The organism is Streptomyces sp. NPDC097129, assembly GCF_055668065.1.
This window is the reverse complement of sequence record NZ_JBVOQE010000026.1, coordinates 1-16,160: the sequence shown is the minus strand read 5'-3', so window position 1 is coordinate 16,160 and position 16,160 is coordinate 1. Positions and strand designations below refer to the sequence as shown.

14 protein-coding genes and 3 pseudogenes are annotated in these 16,160 nt (G+C 69.4%); 6 read left to right on the top strand and 11 right to left on the bottom strand.

Annotated features, from left to right (window positions below):
• Nucleotide 1: 1 nt before the first annotated feature.
• The 7 genes and pseudogenes from AC0B9F_RS37210 to AC0B9F_RS37180 form a co-directional block, all read right to left on the bottom strand.
• Nucleotides 2-1,210, bottom strand: coding sequence for an aminotransferase class V-fold PLP-dependent enzyme (locus AC0B9F_RS37210; protein ID WP_472010167.1), 1,209 nt, complete (start codon nucleotides 1,208-1,210; stop codon nucleotides 2-4).
• Nucleotides 1,207-2,430: a phenylacetate--CoA ligase family protein gene (locus tag AC0B9F_RS37205; RefSeq protein WP_472010165.1), complete on the bottom strand. Its 1,224-nt coding sequence runs from the start codon at nucleotides 2,428-2,430 to the stop codon at nucleotides 1,207-1,209. The genes AC0B9F_RS37210 and AC0B9F_RS37205 overlap by 4 nt, the downstream gene beginning before the upstream one ends.
• Before the next feature lie 109 nt (nucleotides 2,431-2,539).
• Nucleotides 2,540-3,541, bottom strand: coding sequence for a threonine ammonia-lyase (locus AC0B9F_RS37200; RefSeq protein WP_472010163.1), 1,002 nt, complete (start codon nucleotides 3,539-3,541; stop codon nucleotides 2,540-2,542).
• A gap of 243 nt (nucleotides 3,542-3,784) precedes the next feature.
• Complete coding sequence (locus AC0B9F_RS37195) at nucleotides 3,785-4,036, bottom strand: hypothetical protein (protein ID WP_472010161.1); 252 nt, start codon at nucleotides 4,034-4,036, stop codon at nucleotides 3,785-3,787.
• Nucleotides 4,033-4,176: pseudogene (locus AC0B9F_RS37190) on the bottom strand (tRNA (adenosine(37)-N6)-threonylcarbamoyltransferase complex transferase subunit TsaD); the annotation flags it as partial. The pseudogene AC0B9F_RS37190 and the gene AC0B9F_RS37195, both read right to left, overlap by 4 nt.
• A pseudogene (locus AC0B9F_RS37185) lies at nucleotides 4,177-4,680 on the bottom strand (helix-turn-helix domain-containing protein); the annotation flags it as partial.
• Between the two features lie 127 nt (nucleotides 4,681-4,807).
• A complete protein-coding gene (locus tag AC0B9F_RS37180; protein WP_472010159.1) occupies nucleotides 4,808-5,446 on the bottom strand; it encodes an NADPH-dependent F420 reductase in 639 nt (212 codons plus the stop codon).
• Between the two features lie 428 nt (nucleotides 5,447-5,874).
• Here AC0B9F_RS37180 and AC0B9F_RS37175 point away from each other — a divergent pair, with 428 nt between their 5' ends.
• The 3 genes from AC0B9F_RS37175 (at nucleotide 5,875) to AC0B9F_RS37165 (ending at nucleotide 10,249) form a co-directional block, all read left to right on the top strand.
• A complete protein-coding gene (locus tag AC0B9F_RS37175) occupies nucleotides 5,875-7,359 on the top strand; it encodes an APC family permease (protein WP_472010157.1) in 1,485 nt (494 codons plus the stop codon).
• A gap of 260 nt (nucleotides 7,360-7,619) precedes the next feature.
• A complete protein-coding gene (locus tag AC0B9F_RS37170) occupies nucleotides 7,620-9,053 on the top strand; it encodes a sugar porter family MFS transporter (protein WP_472010155.1) in 1,434 nt (477 codons plus the stop codon).
• A gap of 23 nt (nucleotides 9,054-9,076) precedes the next feature.
• Nucleotides 9,077-10,249 carry an FUSC family protein gene (locus AC0B9F_RS37165; protein WP_472010153.1) on the top strand — a complete coding sequence of 391 codons (1,173 nt, stop codon included), beginning with the start codon at nucleotides 9,077-9,079 and terminating at the stop codon, nucleotides 10,247-10,249.
• 13 nt (nucleotides 10,250-10,262) lie between these two features.
• Here the strand turns inward: AC0B9F_RS37165 and AC0B9F_RS37160 are convergent, their stop codons facing one another.
• A complete protein-coding gene (locus tag AC0B9F_RS37160; RefSeq protein WP_472010151.1) occupies nucleotides 10,263-11,309 on the bottom strand; it encodes a glucose 1-dehydrogenase in 1,047 nt (348 codons plus the stop codon).
• Nucleotides 11,306-12,235: an aldose 1-epimerase family protein gene (locus AC0B9F_RS37155; RefSeq protein ID WP_472010150.1), complete on the bottom strand. Its 930-nt coding sequence runs from the start codon at nucleotides 12,233-12,235 to the stop codon at nucleotides 11,306-11,308. Before AC0B9F_RS37155 ends, AC0B9F_RS37160 begins: the two co-directional genes overlap by 4 nt.
• Before the next feature lie 422 nt (nucleotides 12,236-12,657).
• Here AC0B9F_RS37155 and AC0B9F_RS37150 point away from each other — a divergent pair, with 422 nt between their 5' ends.
• Nucleotides 12,658-13,332, top strand: a complete 675-nt coding sequence (locus tag AC0B9F_RS37150) for an HAD family hydrolase (protein WP_472010149.1) — start codon at nucleotides 12,658-12,660, stop codon at nucleotides 13,330-13,332.
• Between the two features lie 153 nt (nucleotides 13,333-13,485).
• A pseudogene (locus AC0B9F_RS37145) lies at nucleotides 13,486-13,754 on the top strand (LLM class flavin-dependent oxidoreductase); the annotation flags it as partial.
• A gap of 82 nt (nucleotides 13,755-13,836) precedes the next feature.
• On the opposite strand, the gene AC0B9F_RS37140 reads toward AC0B9F_RS37145, so the two are convergent.
• Nucleotides 13,837-14,787, bottom strand: coding sequence for a lactate/malate family dehydrogenase (locus AC0B9F_RS37140; protein WP_472010147.1), 951 nt, complete (start codon nucleotides 14,785-14,787; stop codon nucleotides 13,837-13,839).
• A 477-nt stretch (nucleotides 14,788-15,264) separates the two neighbouring features.
• Between AC0B9F_RS37140 and AC0B9F_RS37135 the strand changes: the two genes are divergently transcribed.
• Nucleotides 15,265-15,492, top strand: coding sequence for a hypothetical protein (locus AC0B9F_RS37135; RefSeq protein WP_472010145.1), 228 nt, complete (start codon nucleotides 15,265-15,267; stop codon nucleotides 15,490-15,492).
• Nucleotides 15,493-15,911: 419 nt separating this feature from the next.
• Here AC0B9F_RS37135 and AC0B9F_RS37130 read toward each other — a convergent pair.
• On the bottom strand, nucleotides 15,912-16,160 hold a 249-nt coding region (locus AC0B9F_RS37130), incomplete at its 5' end, for a transposase (protein WP_472010143.1).

Genomic DNA, 16,160 nt, shown 5'->3' with positions numbered 1-16,160 from the left:
GTCACACGCTCCGCGCCAGCAGCCGGTGGACCTCGTCCAGGGAGGTGAAGGCGTACTCGATGTCCTCGCGCGTGTTGTACAGGTACGGCGCGATCCGCAGCCCGGCCGTGTGGCCGTGGGCCGTGAAGTACGGCTGGGCGCAGAAGTGGCCCGACCGGCACATCACGCCGTAGGAGTCGCTGAGCGCGCGGGCGATCGCCGACGGGTCGGGTACGCCTCGCAGGGTGACGGTGAGCACGGGGATGCGTCCCCGGTCGCCGAGCCCGCCGAGCGCCGTGAGGTACGGCCGGTCGCGCACCTGTTCCAGCAGTGCGGTGAGCAGCTCGGCGTCCCGTGCGACGACGGTGTCCGCGCCGGTCCGGTCGAGGTACTCCAAGGCGGCACCGAAGCCGTAGACACCGCTGATGTTGGGGGTGCCCGCCTCGAAACGGTAGGGGGCGCGGCGCAGCCGGTAGCCGGCCTGGTCGACCCAGTCGACGGTGCCGCCGCCGAGCCGGTCGGGGGTGATGGCCTCGATCAGCCGGTCGCTGAGGCAGAGCACGCCGATGCCGGTGGGGCCGAGCATCTTGTGCGCGGAGAAGGCGAGCGCGTCGATGCCCGCGGTGACGCGCGGCAGCCGGTGCGGGACGAGCTGGGCGGCGTCCACGACGGTCCAGGCGCCCGCCTCGTGGGCGAGGGCGGCGAGCCGGTCCACGTCGGCCGTGTGGCCGGTGACGTTGGAGGCGGCGGTGAGGACCACGACACGGGGCCGGCTCTCCAGGACGGCCTGGAAGGACTCCTCGTGGACGGTGGTGTGCTCCCCCGCGGCCAGCCAGGTGGTGCGGCACCGCCCGCGCCAGGGCAGTTGCGCGGAGTGGTGGGCGTCGATGGGCAGGGCGACCAGGTCGGTCTCCTTCAGCGGCAGGCCGGCGGCGACGAGGTTGATGCCTTCGGTGGTGCCGGCCGTGAACACCACGTTGCGCGGGGGCACGCCCAGCCGTTCCGCGACCCGGGCCCTGACCTGCTCGTACCGCTCGGACGCCTCCTCGGACAGGATGTGCTTGCCGCGGTGTATGTTCGCGCCGACAGTGCCGTAGTAGCCGGCGATCGCGTCGATGACGGAGTGCGGCTTGAGCGTGGTGGCAGCGTTGTCAAGGTAGACCAGGCGTCCGGCGTCCATGGTGCGCTGCAGCAGGGGGAAGTCGGCACGCGGGTCGGCGAGGGCGGTCACAGCAGCGCTCCTTCGCGGACCCGGTCCGGTCCCGAGCAGGTGGCGAACTTGCCCGACCGCTCGGCCTCGATGTGGGCGACGGTGCTCACCTCGACGCGTTCGACGTGCGGCAACAGCGCGCGCAGCCGGTCCCGTACGGCGCCCGTCTCCTCGGCGGGGTCGGTGCCGGGGGAGGTGATGATCCGGCAGCGGACCGTGCCGGGCTCGCTCTGGTCGACGCGGTAGTGGCGTACGCCGGTCACGTCGGCGAGGGCGTCGTCCACCTGGCGGGGTGTCACGGCGCGTCCGCCGGGGCCGTCGAGCAGGCGGGAGGTGGCGCGGCCATGGTGGACCACGGTGCGCCCCGGGGCTCCGCAGGCACAGGCGCCGCCGGGTTCCAGGAGGTCGCCGGTGCGGTAGCGCACGTGCGGTGAGAGCCGGTCGCCGATGCTGGTGACGACGAGTTCGCCGAGCTCGCCCGGCGCGGCCTCGGTGCCGTCCTCGCGCAGGATCTCGTGGTGGAAGTTCTCCTCGTTCAGGTGCCGCGCGCCGAGGGCGCACTCGATCCCGAACCAGCCGAACTCCGACATGGAGAGTACCTCCGCCACCACGGCGTCCTCGGGCAGCGCCTCGGTGACCGCGCGGCGGGCGGCGTAGGTGAGCAGCGAGTAGGTCAGGACGACGGCCCGGACCGGCAGGCGGGTCACGCCGCGTGCGCGGGCCCGGTGGCAGAGGAAGGCCAGGTGGGTGGGGTCGGCGTAGAGCCAGGCGGGCGCGTGGTCGGTGATCTCCTCCAGCATCCGGTCGACCATCGCGTCCGGTGTGGCGAGCACGTCGTGGGAGACGGACAGGACGAGGGTTCCGTCGGGCAGGGTGCGGTCGGCGCGGGTGGAGAGCGGCGTGGCGCACTCCACGTCGGAGCAGTTGGGCGCGGCGAGCCGGGCCACTCGGCGGTTCTCCGCGCCCAGGAGCCGCTCGCCGAGCGCCGGGTGGGCGGCGGCGGTGACCGCCATGCGCTCGGCCAGGAGCGGCCGATGGACCACTGTGACCAGACGGTCCCCGGTGGTGCCGGAACTGCTACTGGTGTAGGTCAGTTCGGGCAGGGATTCCGCGGGGTTGATCACCTTGGCCGGAAAACCGCGACGGAAATCGGGCTTTCCGGTGAAGGGCAGGGCGCGGAATTCCTTCTCCGACGCCAGGCGAAGCCGTCCGTTCTCGGCGAGACCGTGACGATCGATCAACTCCCGGTAGAACGATAAGGACTGGTAGGCGAATTCCGCTTCCGTGCATGCCGCCGGCAGCGAGGTCCGAGCGTGCGGTGACAAAGCTCCCCCATGAGGTGGATCGATTTCAGGACGGTGCGGTCAGCAGGGAGGCGACCAGGGCGGGGTCCGCGTTCCCTCCGGAGACGATCGCCACGACCGGGCCCGCCGTGGCGGGCGGCACATGGCGGCCGCACAGAAGAGCCGCCGGGGCCACTGCTCCCGACGGCTCGACGAGCTGTCTTCCCTGGCGGGCCAGACAACACAGGGCCTCGGTTATGTCGTCCTCCGAGACGGTGACGATGTCGTCCACGAGCCGCCGTATGTGTGCCCAGGGCAGTGTTCCGAGCGTGGTCGCACGCAGCCCGTCGGCGCAGGTGCGGTAGGCGTCCGCCGTTGTCCACACGGCGCGCTCTCCGCGGCGCAGGCTCTCGGCGGCGTCGCCGGCGAGTTCCGGCTCGACGCCGATGACCGCAACCTGCGGGCGCAGCGCCTTGACGGCGGCGGCGACGCCGCTGAGCAGTCCGCCGCCGCTGACCGGCACGAGGACGGCCGAGACGTCGGGGACCTGTTCCAGCAGTTCCAGCGCGAGCGTGCCGTGCCCGGCGATCGCGGCGCGCGAGTCGAAGGGGTGGACGAGGTGCGCCCCGGTGCGTTCGGCGAGTTCGTACGGGTACACGTCGCGCCGCTCGGGCGTCACCAGTTCGACGCTGGCGCCGAGCGCGCGCACCCCGTCGACCTTCACGGCGGGGGCGGTGTACGGCATGACGACGGTGGCCTTGATGCCGTACAGGCCGGCCGCGTAGGCCACGGCCTTGCCGTGGTTGCCGCTGGAGAAGGCGACCACTCCCCGGGCGCGGACGTCCTCGGAGAGGGTGGCGACGGCGTTCAGCGCGCCGCGGATCTTGAAGGAGCCGAGCAGTTGCAGATGCTCCGCCTTGAGCAGCAGTTCGCTTCCCTCGAGCGGGAGCACGGGAGTGCGGCGGATGCGTCCCGCCAGCAGGCGGGCGGCTGCGGAGATCTCGTCGTGGTGGACGAGGGACTCGGCTAAGTCGGAGAGGGACAGGGGCGAGCCGGATGGGTGGGGCATCCTCGCTCCAGGGTCGGCCGGTCCGGGTCTCGGAGCCGGCGTCGTCGGCGGGTGAATGAACCAAGCCAGGAACCTAGGTGATGAATTGCAAGCGCTTCAAGGCCACCCCTGCGAATTTTGCCACCCTTTACCTTGACGATGTTTCCTACCGAACCAGTAGGATTCCTCTTTGCGATCTCCCCGAATTGGCGCGACAATGGCGCGAATTCGACGCCGGAGCGGCCGGGCGGCAGGGGCGGCGGCTCAGCCCAGTGACTCGAACCGCCACCGGTGCACCGCCCGGGTGACCAAACCGCCGTCGAGCTCGGGCAGTTCGGGCAGCTCGGCGTCGTAGGGGGCGTCCCGCCAGGTGATGACCAGGACGCGGTCCTGCGGGGCGCGGAAGGTCTCGCGGCGCAGCGGTGTGCCGTCCACGGCGCGGGACCGGACCCAGTCCAGCAGCTCCGCGCCCCGGCCCTCGGCCGCCCGCGCCTCCTGTATCAGCGCGACGGTCATGAGTACAGGTTGTCCTTGTTGACCTCGTGCACATGGTCGTGCGCGGGCACGTGCGGGTCCGTGACCGGCAGCGAGGAGTCCACAGACAGGTCCCAGCCGGAGGCGGTCCGGTTGCGGGCGACCATCTCCGCGCCGAGCGCGGTGGTGCGGCGGCGGTCGGGGCGGGCGGCACTGCCGTGGACGCGCCAGCCGCCGCCGTCGGGGATACGGCCGAGTTTCTTGACGTCGACGTGGATCAGTTCACCGGGCCGGCTGCGTTCGTAGCGGCGGATGACCTGTCCGGTGGGCCGGTCGAGGAAGGCCAGGCGGTTCTGGCCGTGCCGTGCCAGGACCCGGTGCACGGTCGAGGCGGGCAGGCCCAGGATCGGACCGATGCGAGCCGGGCCCAGCCTGCGTTCCTGTCGCAGGTGGCAGACCCGGGCCTCCACCGCGGCGGGAGTGCGGTGCGGCATCGTGTGGGGCCGGCTGCAACGGTCGTGCAGCCCGGCTTCTCCCTCCTGCCTCCAGCGGCGCAGCCACTTGTGGGCGGTGGGCCGCGAGATGCCCATCACGGCTGCGACATGTGCGACGGGCCGGCCCGAGCAGACATGCTCGATCAACACCTGCCTGCCGTGAAGGGTCAGCCGGGCGTTACGGCGGGACACGAAGACCTCCGTGCGGTGCAGTCCTGGACAGCTCCACCGCACCGGAGGTCTTCGCCATGATCGAGTCCCGCCGCTGTCAACAACGCTCGTGATCAATACACCTGGCGCACCGGCCCGTCCGGTTCCCTCAGGGGAGGATCTTGATGGCGCTCTGCCAGTTCAGCTCCAGGGGTTGCTGGACGGAGATGTGCAGGAAACCCAACGCCTCGAGCTCCCGGGCACGGCGCAACGGACCGACGTCCAGGGGACGCATCGCGCCGGAGGAGATCAGCTCCGCGACCTTGGCCTTGGCAGGGGAGTCGTCGCCGGCGATCAGCACGTCGAGCGGAAAACCGTGGCCTTCACCGGTCGTGAGCAGCCCGGCGAACGTAGTGTTGAACGCCTTGACGACCTTCGCGTCCGTGCCGACGATCTGCTGGATCTGCTCCGCCGCCGACGTATCGGCGGGCGTAACCCGCGAGTCCATGGTGGCGAAGTCGACGGGATTGCAGATGTCCACCACGACCTGTTCGGACAGCGTGGCACGGGCGGATCCGGCGACCTCCAGAGTTGCGTCGTAGGGCAGGGCCAGCACGGTCATGTCGGCTGCCTGCGCCGCAGTGGCTGACTCGGTTTCGCCGTCCGGGAAGCGCTGCTTGAGCTCGGCGGCTGCCGCTCGGCCACGCTCGGCGTCGGGGTGGACGAGGCACACGCTGTGGCCGCCGGTGAGTGCGCGGGCGGCGATGGCTCGGCCCATGTTGCCGGGACCCACGATGTTGATCTTCAAGTTGCTGCCTTCCGATCGGGCTGGGGTGAGCGGCAGTGCCCCGGGCTGTCCGTCCGGGCGGCGAGCAGAGGTCGAGTCAAGGCCCTCGCGGCCCATGCGGTCGCCGCCTGGCGCAGCTGCATGCCTATCCCGTGATGCGTCGCTTGTATGCGCCGAAGGCCCGCGCGTCACCCTTGCGTCCGACAGCGTGTCGCGACGCGCCCCTCGGTGCCGCCCTGTCCGGCCGGTGCTTCGGCCAGAGGAGCGAACGCGTACCAGCGATGGCCGTCGATGGACGAACCTTGAGGGACCATTCCGGTACAAATGCATCCCGTCTGTCTTCATGGGACGTGACACGTCCATGCCCGAGACGAGTGGGGGTCGCCAAGGAACCAAGAGGGGTCGGCGTGACGTTCGGACTGGCCACCAGAAAGCTGTATCCGAAGGTTATGAGGCGCCACGGCGAGGGCGACAAGTCTCATCTCACTGCCGCCGAAGGGCTCGCCGCGCTGTCGTTGGACGCGCTGAGCTCGGTCGCGTACGGTCCCGAGGCCATCATGCTCACGCTGGCGGCCGCCGGGGCGGGAGCGATCACCGCTGCGCTGCCGATCACCTTGGTCATCGCCGGACTGCTGGGCGTCCTGGTCGTCTCGTACTGCCAGGTGATCGCCGTGCATCCGGACGGCGGCGGATCGTACGCCGTGGCGAAGAAGGATCTGGGGACCCAGGTCAGTCTGCTTGCCGCGGCCGGCCTGGTGGTCGACTACGTTCTGACCGTCGCGGTCAGCCTTGCCGCCGGCGCCGCAAGCCTCGCCTCGGCATTCCCCGTCCTCGCACACCACTCATTGGCTGTATGTCTTGGCGGGCTGGCTCTGCTCACAGTGGTGAACCTGTGGGGTATCGCGGACAGCGCGCGCGTGCTGATGCTGCCCATGGCTCTCTTCGTCGTGAGTGTGCTCGGCATCGTCGTCGTGGGGCTGTCGCGTTCCGCACCCGCCGCGACCGTCGGTACGCCCGAGTCCTTCCACGCCACCGAGGCTCTGGGGCTGCTCCTGCTGCTCAAGGCGTTCTCCTCGGGATGCTCCGCGCTGACCGGGATCGAGGCCATCGCCAACGCCGTCCCCATGTTCCGCAAGCCGCGTATCCGGCGGGCGCAGCGCACCGAACTCCTGCTGGGCGTACTCCTGGGGGCGCTGCTGATCGGACTGACGCTGGTCATCCACCGTCACCACGTGGTCCCCCGCCAAGGCGTGACGGTCCTGGCCCAGCTGACCGCGGGCGCCTACGGCACCGGCTGGGCCTACTACGCCACCAGTGTCGTCGTCACCCTCGCGCTCGGCCTCGCCGCCAACACCAGCTTCGGCGGGCTGCCGGTGCTCATGAGCCTGCTCGCCCAGGACAACCGCCTGCCCCATTTGTTCGCGCTGCGCGCGGAACGGCCCGTCCACCGCTACGGTGTCCTCGCTCTGGCCGTGTTGTCGTGTGCGCTGCTGATCGCCGTCAACGCCGACACACAGCGGCTGATCCCCCTCTTCGCGGTCGGGGTCTTCGTCGGCTTCACCATCAGCCAGAGCGGCCTCGTACGGCACTGGGCCACTGTGCGTCCGGCCGGCTGGGTGCCCCGGGCGGTGTCGCCGAGCGCGCCGTCACCGCCGCGCTGTCGCTGGGTGACGAGGTCGTGGTGGTGGCGGCCTTCTCCGACCAGGCGAAAGCCGCCGCCATGCGCGCCGACTGGGCACAGTGGGATCCGGGTGTCCGGCTCGACATCGTCGAGAGCCCCCAGCACTCGCTGGTGCATCCCGTCCTCGGCTACGTGGAGCAGGCCGGCCGCGACGGCAGGCAGGTGGCCGTACTCATCCCTCAGGTGGAGCCGGCCCACCGCCGCTTTCGTATCCTCCAGAACCAACGCGGCATCCTGCTGGCCGGCGTGTTGAGCGCGCGCACCGACGCGGTCGTGTGCCTGCTCCCTTATCGCCTGAATCTCTGACCGTCAGGCGATCCTGCTCCTGGCGACCCGCCCTCTGGCACGGGTTCACCCGATCGCGGTGCCCACGGAGCGGCCCCGGATCGCAGCGGCACATAGTTAGGAGGGGCCCGCGGGACAGCTCGTCGCCTGCCCAGCCAGACGCGGAAGGCGACGCGTCCTTCCTGTCCGACGCGCGGAGCGATGCTCACCTGAGGCGAAGGGACGCAGATGGTCCAGGGCTTCTCCAGAGAGCCGGGCACCGAGGGACCCCTCGCCGGGATTTCTGAACAGGGACGCCGCCGGGTCTGGCGGTGGGCGGCGATCATCGCTCTCGGCGGCTTCCTGTTCGGCTACGACACCGGCGTGATCTCCGGCGCACTGCTCTACATCAAGCACGACTTCAAGCTGAACGCGTTCGAGCAGGGCAGCGTGGTGAGCATCCTGCTGATCGGGGCGATGCTGGGCGCTGTTGCCGCGGGCCGCATGGCCGAGCGTCTGGGTCGCAGGAAAGCACTGGCGGTGGCGGGAACCGTCTTCCTCGTCGGCACGGCGATCCTGACGACCGCTCCGGGCTACTGGACATTGATCGTCGGGCGGCTGGTGCTCGGCCTGGCGGTCGGAGCAGCCTCGGCGACGGTTCCCGTCTACCTGTCGGAGGTCTCTCCCAAGGAAATCCGCGGGCGTGTCCTCACGCTCAACCAGCTGATGATCACGATCGGGATCCTGATCTCGTACTTCATCAACCTCGCGTTCTCGAGCAACGGGCAGTGGCGAGGCATGTTCGCGGTCGGCGCCATCCCCGCCCTCGTCATGGTGCTGGGAGCGCTGTTGCTGCTACCGGAATCACCGCAATGGCTGATCCTGCACGGCCGCGCGGACACGGCGCGGACCGTGATCGCATCCGTCAGCGACGAGACCAGAGCCGACCTGCTCATCGAACAGACGCAGCGCAGACACCGGGAGGCACAAAGCGCCGACACGCCGCAGAGACAGGGATGGCATGTCCTCCAGTCACCCCGGGTCCGCCCGGCGCTCGTCGTCGGGCTGACGCTGGCCGCGGTGCAGCAGTTCGGCGGAATCAACACCATCATCTACTACGCGCCAACGACGATCGAGAACACCGGCCTGACCGCCGCAAACTCGATCCTCTACTCGGTGGCGATCGGCGTGATCAACCTGCTGATGACCATCGTCGCGATCAGGCTGATCGATCGTGCGGGGCGACGCAAGCTGCTGCTCGGCTCGCTGGCCGGCATGCTGGCGATGCTCGTCCTGCTGGGACTGTCCTTCGTCCTCGGCATGAACGCTCTGCTGTCGCTGCTGTTCATGGTGGTGTACATCGCTGCCTTCGCCGTGGGGCTGGGCCCGGTCTTCTGGGTGCTGATCGGTGAACTGTTCCCGCCCTCCGCGCGCGCCGCCGGCTCCAGCGCGTCCACCACCGTGAACTGGGCCTCCAACTTCGTGGTCAGCCTCGTGTTCCTCCCGGTGGTGAACGCGATCGGCCAGGGTGAAACCTTCTGGCTCTTCGCCGCGGTGTGCGCCTTCGGGCTGTGCTTTGTGGCCCGCTACGTCCCCGAGACCCGCAACCGTGACTTCGCTCAGGTCGATGCCGCGCTCCAGGCCCAGTTCAACAGGCAGCCACAGGGAACGAATCCGAGGTGATGCGGCGTCGGCGTCGCGGGCGCGTGGCACGGTGGCGACGCGCGCTGCTGCACGCCGTCTCCGGCGCATGGGGGCGGGTCACGGCAGGTATATGGCCAGTCGTTCAGCAGACCGCTGCGGCGAGCGCGGCCTGGTTGATTGCCAGGCATCTCGTGGATCACCGGCTGCCATTCTTCGCGCCGATCGCGGCCGTCGTCGCACTCAACGCCGCGCGCGGCGAACGGGGCGTCAACGCGGTGCGGCTACTCCTCGGAGTCGTCGTGGGCATCCTCGCCGCAGACGCGGCAGTGGTCGTGCTGCACCACGGGTACGGGGCGCTGGCGGCCGCCACCTTCGCGGCCATGCTGGTCGCGCTCGCGCTGGGTGGCGAACGGATTGTGATCGCCCAGGCAGCCGTCAGCGCCATCCTCGCGGTGACCGTGGGAGGCGGAGCGGGGCCGCAGCGCCTGACCGACGCGCTGATCGGAGCAGGCGTGGCACTGCTCTTCAGCCAGCTCGTCTTTCCGGCCGAGCCCGTGCTGCTGCTGCGCCGTGCGGAGGCGGCGGCTCTGACGGACCTCACCGACCTCCTGCGCCACACCGCTCAAGCACTCGAGCGCAACGATCAAACACTCAACGACCCGGTGGCCCAGCACCTGCCCACCACCCGCGACGCCCTGTCCGACCTTGCACACGCACGCCTCAGAAGCAGCGCAATCGCCCGTCACTCACCCCTTTGGTGGGGGCGTGGCTCAACCGTCCTGGGGGAGTGCCACAACGCGGAACGGCTCGACCTGCTGGGCACGAGCTGTCTCATGCTCGCGCGCATCGCCACCGCCCATCGCGTCGGCGACAGCAGGCAACTGGCCAAGCCGGCCCCGGCCGTACGCGGACTCGCCGACATCCTGGAGACACTCGCCCGCGCGCCGGAGGATCACGACACCCGGCAAAGGGCGGCCCAGCGCGCCCTCGACCTGATACGCCGACTCCAGGCGTCGGACACCACGAAGGACCCGCGCCCGACCGCCCTTCACCTGGCCGTACAGATGACAGCCACCGACATCATCACCTTCGCCGGCGTCGACCCGGCCACGGCCGTGGAAGCCGCGCGACAGGCCCGGACCGCCCCCGAGCAGTCACCCGACCTGCACGTCCGCGCCCCGCCCTCGACCCCGCTGACCCGCTTTCGTCGAAGACGCCCCCGTCCAGGGCGGTGATCAGGACCGGTGATCAGGACCGCAGGTCCACAACGACCTTGACGTCATCGCCGCCCTTGTGCAGACCCTCGGAGAACCGGCTCATCGGCACCCTCCGGGTGATGACCCGCTCAAGCCAGCTCCGATCGGCCTTCGCCAGGGCATCGGCGGCCTGCTGATAGTGACGACGGTTCGCGTTGACCGAACCGAACACCACCGTGTTCTCCAGCACCAGCTCCTTGTTCATCACATCCAAGCCCACTTCCGCCGTACGGCGGCCGGAGGAGATACCGGTCAGGCAGATGACGGCATCGGGCGCCACGATCTTCGTCAGAGCGAACACCAGCGGTCCGGCACCGGTGCATTCGATGACCACGTCGGGTACCACGTCGACGTCCCTGACATCACCGGTGTGGAAGGTGGCGCCCAGGTCGGCGACCAGCTGGGCCTTCGGACCGCGGTCACTGAGATCCAGGACATGGGTTTGCAGGCCCCGCTGCACCGCCAGGAGGGCGGCGAACAGGCCGATCGGCCCGGCCCCTGTCACCAGCGCCACCCGGGGGCGCCACGAAGCCCGGCTGAAGATACGTTCCGTCTGCTCCCATGCCTTGGCCAGCACCGAGGCAGGTTCCAGCAGGACCCCGCAGTCGCCGAGCTGTGGATCGAGCCGGACTGCGTACTCCGGTTCAATCCGCCACCGCTGGGAACCGAACCCGTCCCGCTCCTTGATCCCTCGCTCGGTGTACTGGCCGTTGCGGCAAAAGTCCCACTCACCGTGCGAGCACGGCGGGCACGGCACCGGGTCGGGACGCCGCACGATGCCCACGACCAGGTCGCCCGGCGCAAAGCCACTTCCCCCGGGTGCCTCCATCACCTCGCCGAGTGACTCATGCCCGATCACCAGGCGATCCCGGCCCGGTGGCGGGGAGCCGTAACCGCCCTCCACAATGTCGACGTCGGTCCCGCAGATGCCGAGCAACCGCCCTTCCACGAGCAGTGCCCCCTGCACTGGGTCCGGTTCGCTGACGTCACTGACCGCGACCTGGCCGGCTTCGCCGGGAACAACGGTGATCGCCTTCATGCCGTGCCCTCCTGACGTCCTGGATCGATGCCCCACCGTGCCTGGTGCGTCTGCCCGGGCTCCAGGGTGATCAGCCCCTCCCCGGAGTTGAACGCGTCCGGCGCGCAGGTCATCGGCTCCACACCCAGACCGGTGCGCCGCCTATCCGGTTCGGGCAGTGTGTCGCCGGTGAAGATCTCCACATAGGGATAGGCGTCACCGACCCACAGGGTGACGGCCGGTCCCTCCCCGTGAACGAGCCGGACCCGTGCTCTGCCATCGGCGTCGCGCCGCAGCTGCGCATACGCCACGTCGATGTGCCGGTTACCGAGCGGCTGCGGTTCCCGCAGGTCGTAGGGCGTGCCGTCCACCGGGCGCCGACCTGTGGGGATGCCGGCTTCGTCCACTGGCAGGTACATGGCACCGGGGACCTGGCAGTCCGCGGTGTCGATCTTCGGTGTCGCGACGCTCAGATAGGGGTGCGCCCCGGTGGCGTAAGGGCAAGCCGTCCCACTCCGGTTGGTCACCGTCGTGCCCACCGTGAGCCCGTCCGTATCCAGGGTGTACTGAAGACGGCAGTCCAGGACCCAGTCCCATCCCGGGCAGGCGTGGAGTACGTACCCGAACGCCGCTGAGTGGGCGGTGCCCTCCAGGTACGTCCACGGCGCCCACCGGGTCAGACCATGGATGGCGCCCAGCTTCTCCGGCTCACTGAGGTCGAGCTGGAACTCCTTGCCCGCCCAGGTGTACGTGCCCCCGCGGATACGGTTGGGCCAGGGAATCATGGAATGGCCGCGAGCGCCCGTGCACATCTCCTCCGGCCCGTATCCGTCGAGGATCCGGCGTTCCCCCACGCCGTACGAGCGCAGGCCCGCGCCGACCTCCGCGATCACGACAAGCTGCTCGCCATGACGAATCTCGTACTGGTTTCCGGACGGAGCTGCCACGTTCGCTCTCCGTATCGTCTGGGTGCCGTCTGGCTCACCGTTTTCGGCGATGCGCCGGCATCTGTCCTGAAGCCGACTTTCGCCGACTTCGGTTCATCGTGCGCCGAGCACTCCCTGCTCCCTATCCTCCGCCGCATCCACGTAGCCCGCTTGCCGTGAGGTTGGCCCCAGCTGACAGCCGTGCACGGCTCCGCCAATCGGATCCGCTCGAAGCGCCCAACGCTCGTCGTCGTGGTTCCCTGCAGTAAGGAAGCATCAGTCTGTGTGCAGCTCAGCGTCCCGCGTACGCGGGCGGACAACGAATCGTGGGGTATTCCGCCAAGCGTTCATGGAGGAGTACCGGGATCACATCGTGCGAGTGCTCGCCGTGCTGCCGCTCAGAACCTGACACCACTCACCACCTCGCGCCCAGAGGGACGGATATGACAGGACCCCTCGCTGTCCTCTTCGACATCGACGAAACCCTGGTCCACACCGGAGGTGCGGGAACACGTAGTTGGGCCTGGGCGTTTGATCAACTGCACGGCGTACCCGCAGACATCGGAAAACACACCTCGGCGGGCGAGACCGACCCGCAGGTGGGACGGGAAACATTCCGGGCGGTGCTGGGGCGTGACCCCAGTCACGAGGAGATGATGCGGCTCTACAGCGCCTACCTGTGGCACCTGTCCGAGGAAATCTGGTCCTCTGAGACCTATCGAGTCCTGGACGGTGCCGAGGCAACCTTGCGCAGGCTCGGACGAGCAGGTGCCATCCTGGGCGTGGTGTCCGGCGCCATGGAAGGCGCGGCGAGACTCAAAATGGAACCGGGCAAGCTGGGCCGCTACTTCGTCTTCGGCGCCTACGGATCGGACTCCCCCGACCGGGAAGAGGTGACGCGCCTGGCCGTCGCGAAGGCCGCGCGACTTCATGGCCGCGCCCTCGCCAGAACCGAGGTGTACGTCGTCGGAGACACTCCACGTGACATCGAAGCCGCGCACGCGGCGGACGCCACCGCCATCGGAGTCGCCAGCGGTCACTACACCGCGCAGCAACTCCGCGCCGCGAAAGCCGACTATGTGCTGGAGTCACTGGAGGAGTCGTTCCCCGGGCTGTGACCCGTGCAATCCGGAACCCGGAGGTCACCTTCGGCGAGAACCTCATTCGATTGAGCGCGTTCTGCGGGGTGGGTGCGAGCGTGGAAAATAGGGGTGCCGGCCCAGGCTGCGCGTCCGAGGGAGTTCGACATGGGCTCGTCCGAAGCGTCCGGGATGCAGTTCGGCATCTTCACCATCGGCGACGTCACCACCGATCCCACTACGGGAATCACCCCACCGAGGCGGAGCGTATCCGGGCCACCGTCGCCATCGCCCGCAAAGCCGAGGAAGCGGGGCTGGACGTCTTCGCCACCGGCGAGCACCACAACCGGGGAACACCGGCCCCGTGTATCCGTGGTTCGGGCAGGACATCCGCAAATGCCGTGCCGCTCACGGTCGAGCACTATGGCCTGCTGCGCCGCCTGTGGTCTGAGGAGGTGGTGAAGACCTCGCCTCCATGCAGCAACTGTTGGGCGGCGCAGCCGGCGGGATCTGAGCATCCGGCGGGATCTGGCGTGTTGCCGCTCAGGTCGTCCCGATGGCAATGGCCCGCTCAGCGGCTGCGTGCAGGACCTCGACACTGTCGGCCAGGGCCTGATGCTCTTCGGGTGTCATGACGGGTTCGTGCATCTGCTGTACGCCGCCGGCGCCGAGAACGCTCGACAGGGACAGTGTGACTTTGTGCCGAGAGGAGTAGGCGGCGACGGGCAGCACCGCGCGTTCATCGCGCAGGACTGCCTCGACGAGGCGGGCGGAGACAGCGCCGATGCCGTACTGGCTCGCACCGGTGCCCTCGATGATGGTGATGTTCGCGTAGCGGATGTCGCGCTCGACCTCCTTGCGGATGTCCTCGACGGAGCGCCCGTCCTGGCCCAGCAGGTCGGCGACGGGGATGCCGCCGACGGTCGCCGAGGACCACAACAGCACCTCGGAGGTGCCGTGTTCGCCCACCACCAGGGCCTGCACGTCACGTGGCCGGACCCGCAGTCGGTCGGCCAACTGAACGCGGAAGCGCAGGCTGTCGATCACGCTCCCGGTAGAGAACACCCGGTCATGTCCGGCCACGTGACGGGTGAGGTCGGCCAGCGGGTCCGGTGGGTCGGTGACGACCATCAGCACCGCCTCGGGCGCGACCGTGACCACCTGCGGAACGATTTCGGCGAAGACCTTGGCGTTGGTCTTCAGCAGTCGCAGGCGCCCCTTGGGGTCGGACCGGTCGGTGGCGCCGCCGGCCTTCTCGTTGACACCGGCAGTGATCACGACGATCGCAGTGCCGGCCAGGTCTTCGTAGCCGCCGGAGCGTACGTCGACCATGGGTGACAGCGGCGCCGCATAGCGCAGATCGCTGGCGACGCCGTCGGCGCGAGCGGTGTCGCGGTCGACCAGCACGATCTCCCGGCAACTTCCACCGCGTTCGACCAGGGACAGAGCGGTTGCCGACCCGACCGCACCCACCCCTACCACTGCGACCTTCATATCTGCTCCTTAGGAGGGCGGCCGGGCGTGGGCGCGCCAGCCTCCGGAGGCACGGCGAAGCAGTCGCGGCGAGACTTCGCCGGTCGGAAACGGGGATGCGTTGTAGAGGACGGCCAGCACTGGACCGTCGCCCGCCCGGGCACGGCCCACCGCTGGGCAGTCCCTGCCGAGCGGGCGCTTCCCGATCAAGCGTAGGACGGGAGTCCGATACCTGCTACTGCGCCTCGGTGACCTGCGTACCGGCTGCCCGCACATACGGCCAGGACCGAGTCCACGCGGCCCCTCGCTACCGCTCCGACGGACGCAGCTCGGTCCTGCGGTCGCCGAGGCCGGGCGGGTGTGGGTGGGCAGCGGGACGGCGGCGGCCCGCTGGCGCACCGCGGAGTGCTGTGCAGGTTGGTGTTCTCCTTCCGTAACCGCCCGAGGTTCGCCTCCGTCCGCCCGCTGGTCGACGCGCCGGACGCGGGAAGACGTTCGGTGAAACTCCCGATCACGACCGAGCTCCAGGCCGTCGACTCTGCAGAGGCGGCGGGGGCCATGGACGACCAGTTCATCGACGAACTGGTGAGCCGGGGCCAGGCAGAGGGCCTACAGCTGCCCGGCGAGCGCGGGCTGCTGCAGCAGCTGACTCAGCGGCTGCTGGAGTCCCGCTGGAAGGCGGGAGCACCGATCATCGTGGCCATGACAAGCACGAGCCATCGGTAAGGACGGCGACAACTCCCGCAACGACACACAGGCTCCAACACGCTGTTGACTTACATTGGCAGTGGAGACAGTCGTGCCCCGCGGCAGCGACGGCTCCAAGGACGGCGCCCCCAACCTCTTCATCCGCCACCATTGGCCTCCGACGTTCGAGCCTGAATCATGCCTCCCACCACCGCGCCCGTCAGACTTGGCAGGGCAGCCCCAAAGGTCGGGATGGATCGCACCTTCCCTGCGCTGACGTCCGGTGCCTGTCGCCGCTCGGGTCGAGGGGTCATATGGCCCTGAGGCGGATCGGCGTGACATTGCGGGCCTCCTCCAGTTCTCCAGAAGTGCGGAGTTGAGCACAGCGCGGCGTTGGATCTCTGCGGCGGCCAGACGCAGTTGGGCTTGCTGCTCGCTGTTGACGCGCTTAACTGGCCCTAACAAAGCCTCTGGACGTGCCGATGGGTGATCAGGCAGACGGCGAGGCCGAGGAAGGCCTCGTGGATGTCCTCGCGTCGTTCCCAGCGGATCCTCAGGCGGCGAAAGCCGTGCAGCCAGGAGATCGTCCGCTCCACGACCCAGCGGAAGGTACCCAGACCCGTGCCGTGCGGCTGTCCACGCTCGGCGATCGCAGGCCGGATACCGCGCTGCCGCAGAAGCCGGCGGTACTTGTCGTGGTCGTAGCC

What these genes read in the sequence shown, in the direction of transcription:
- AC0B9F_RS37200 (WP_472010163.1), bottom strand. Translation starts at nt 3,541, where the DNA reads ATGCCCCACCCATCCGGCTCGCCCCTGTCCCTCTCCGACTTAGCCGAG.
- AC0B9F_RS37195 (WP_472010161.1), bottom strand. Translation starts at nt 4,036, where the DNA reads ATGACCGTCGCGCTGATACAGGAGGCGCGGGCGGCCGAGGGCCGGGGC.
- AC0B9F_RS37175 (WP_472010157.1), top strand. Translation starts at nt 5,875, where the DNA reads ATGAGGCGCCACGGCGAGGGCGACAAGTCTCATCTCACTGCCGCCGAA.
- AC0B9F_RS37170 (WP_472010155.1), top strand. Translation starts at nt 7,620, where the DNA reads ATGGTCCAGGGCTTCTCCAGAGAGCCGGGCACCGAGGGACCCCTCGCC.
- AC0B9F_RS37160 (WP_472010151.1), bottom strand. Translation starts at nt 11,309, where the DNA reads ATGAAGGCGATCACCGTTGTTCCCGGCGAAGCCGGCCAGGTCGCGGTC.
- AC0B9F_RS37150 (WP_472010149.1), top strand. Translation starts at nt 12,658, where the DNA reads ATGACAGGACCCCTCGCTGTCCTCTTCGACATCGACGAAACCCTGGTC.
- AC0B9F_RS37140 (WP_472010147.1), bottom strand. Translation starts at nt 14,787, where the DNA reads ATGAAGGTCGCAGTGGTAGGGGTGGGTGCGGTCGGGTCGGCAACCGCT.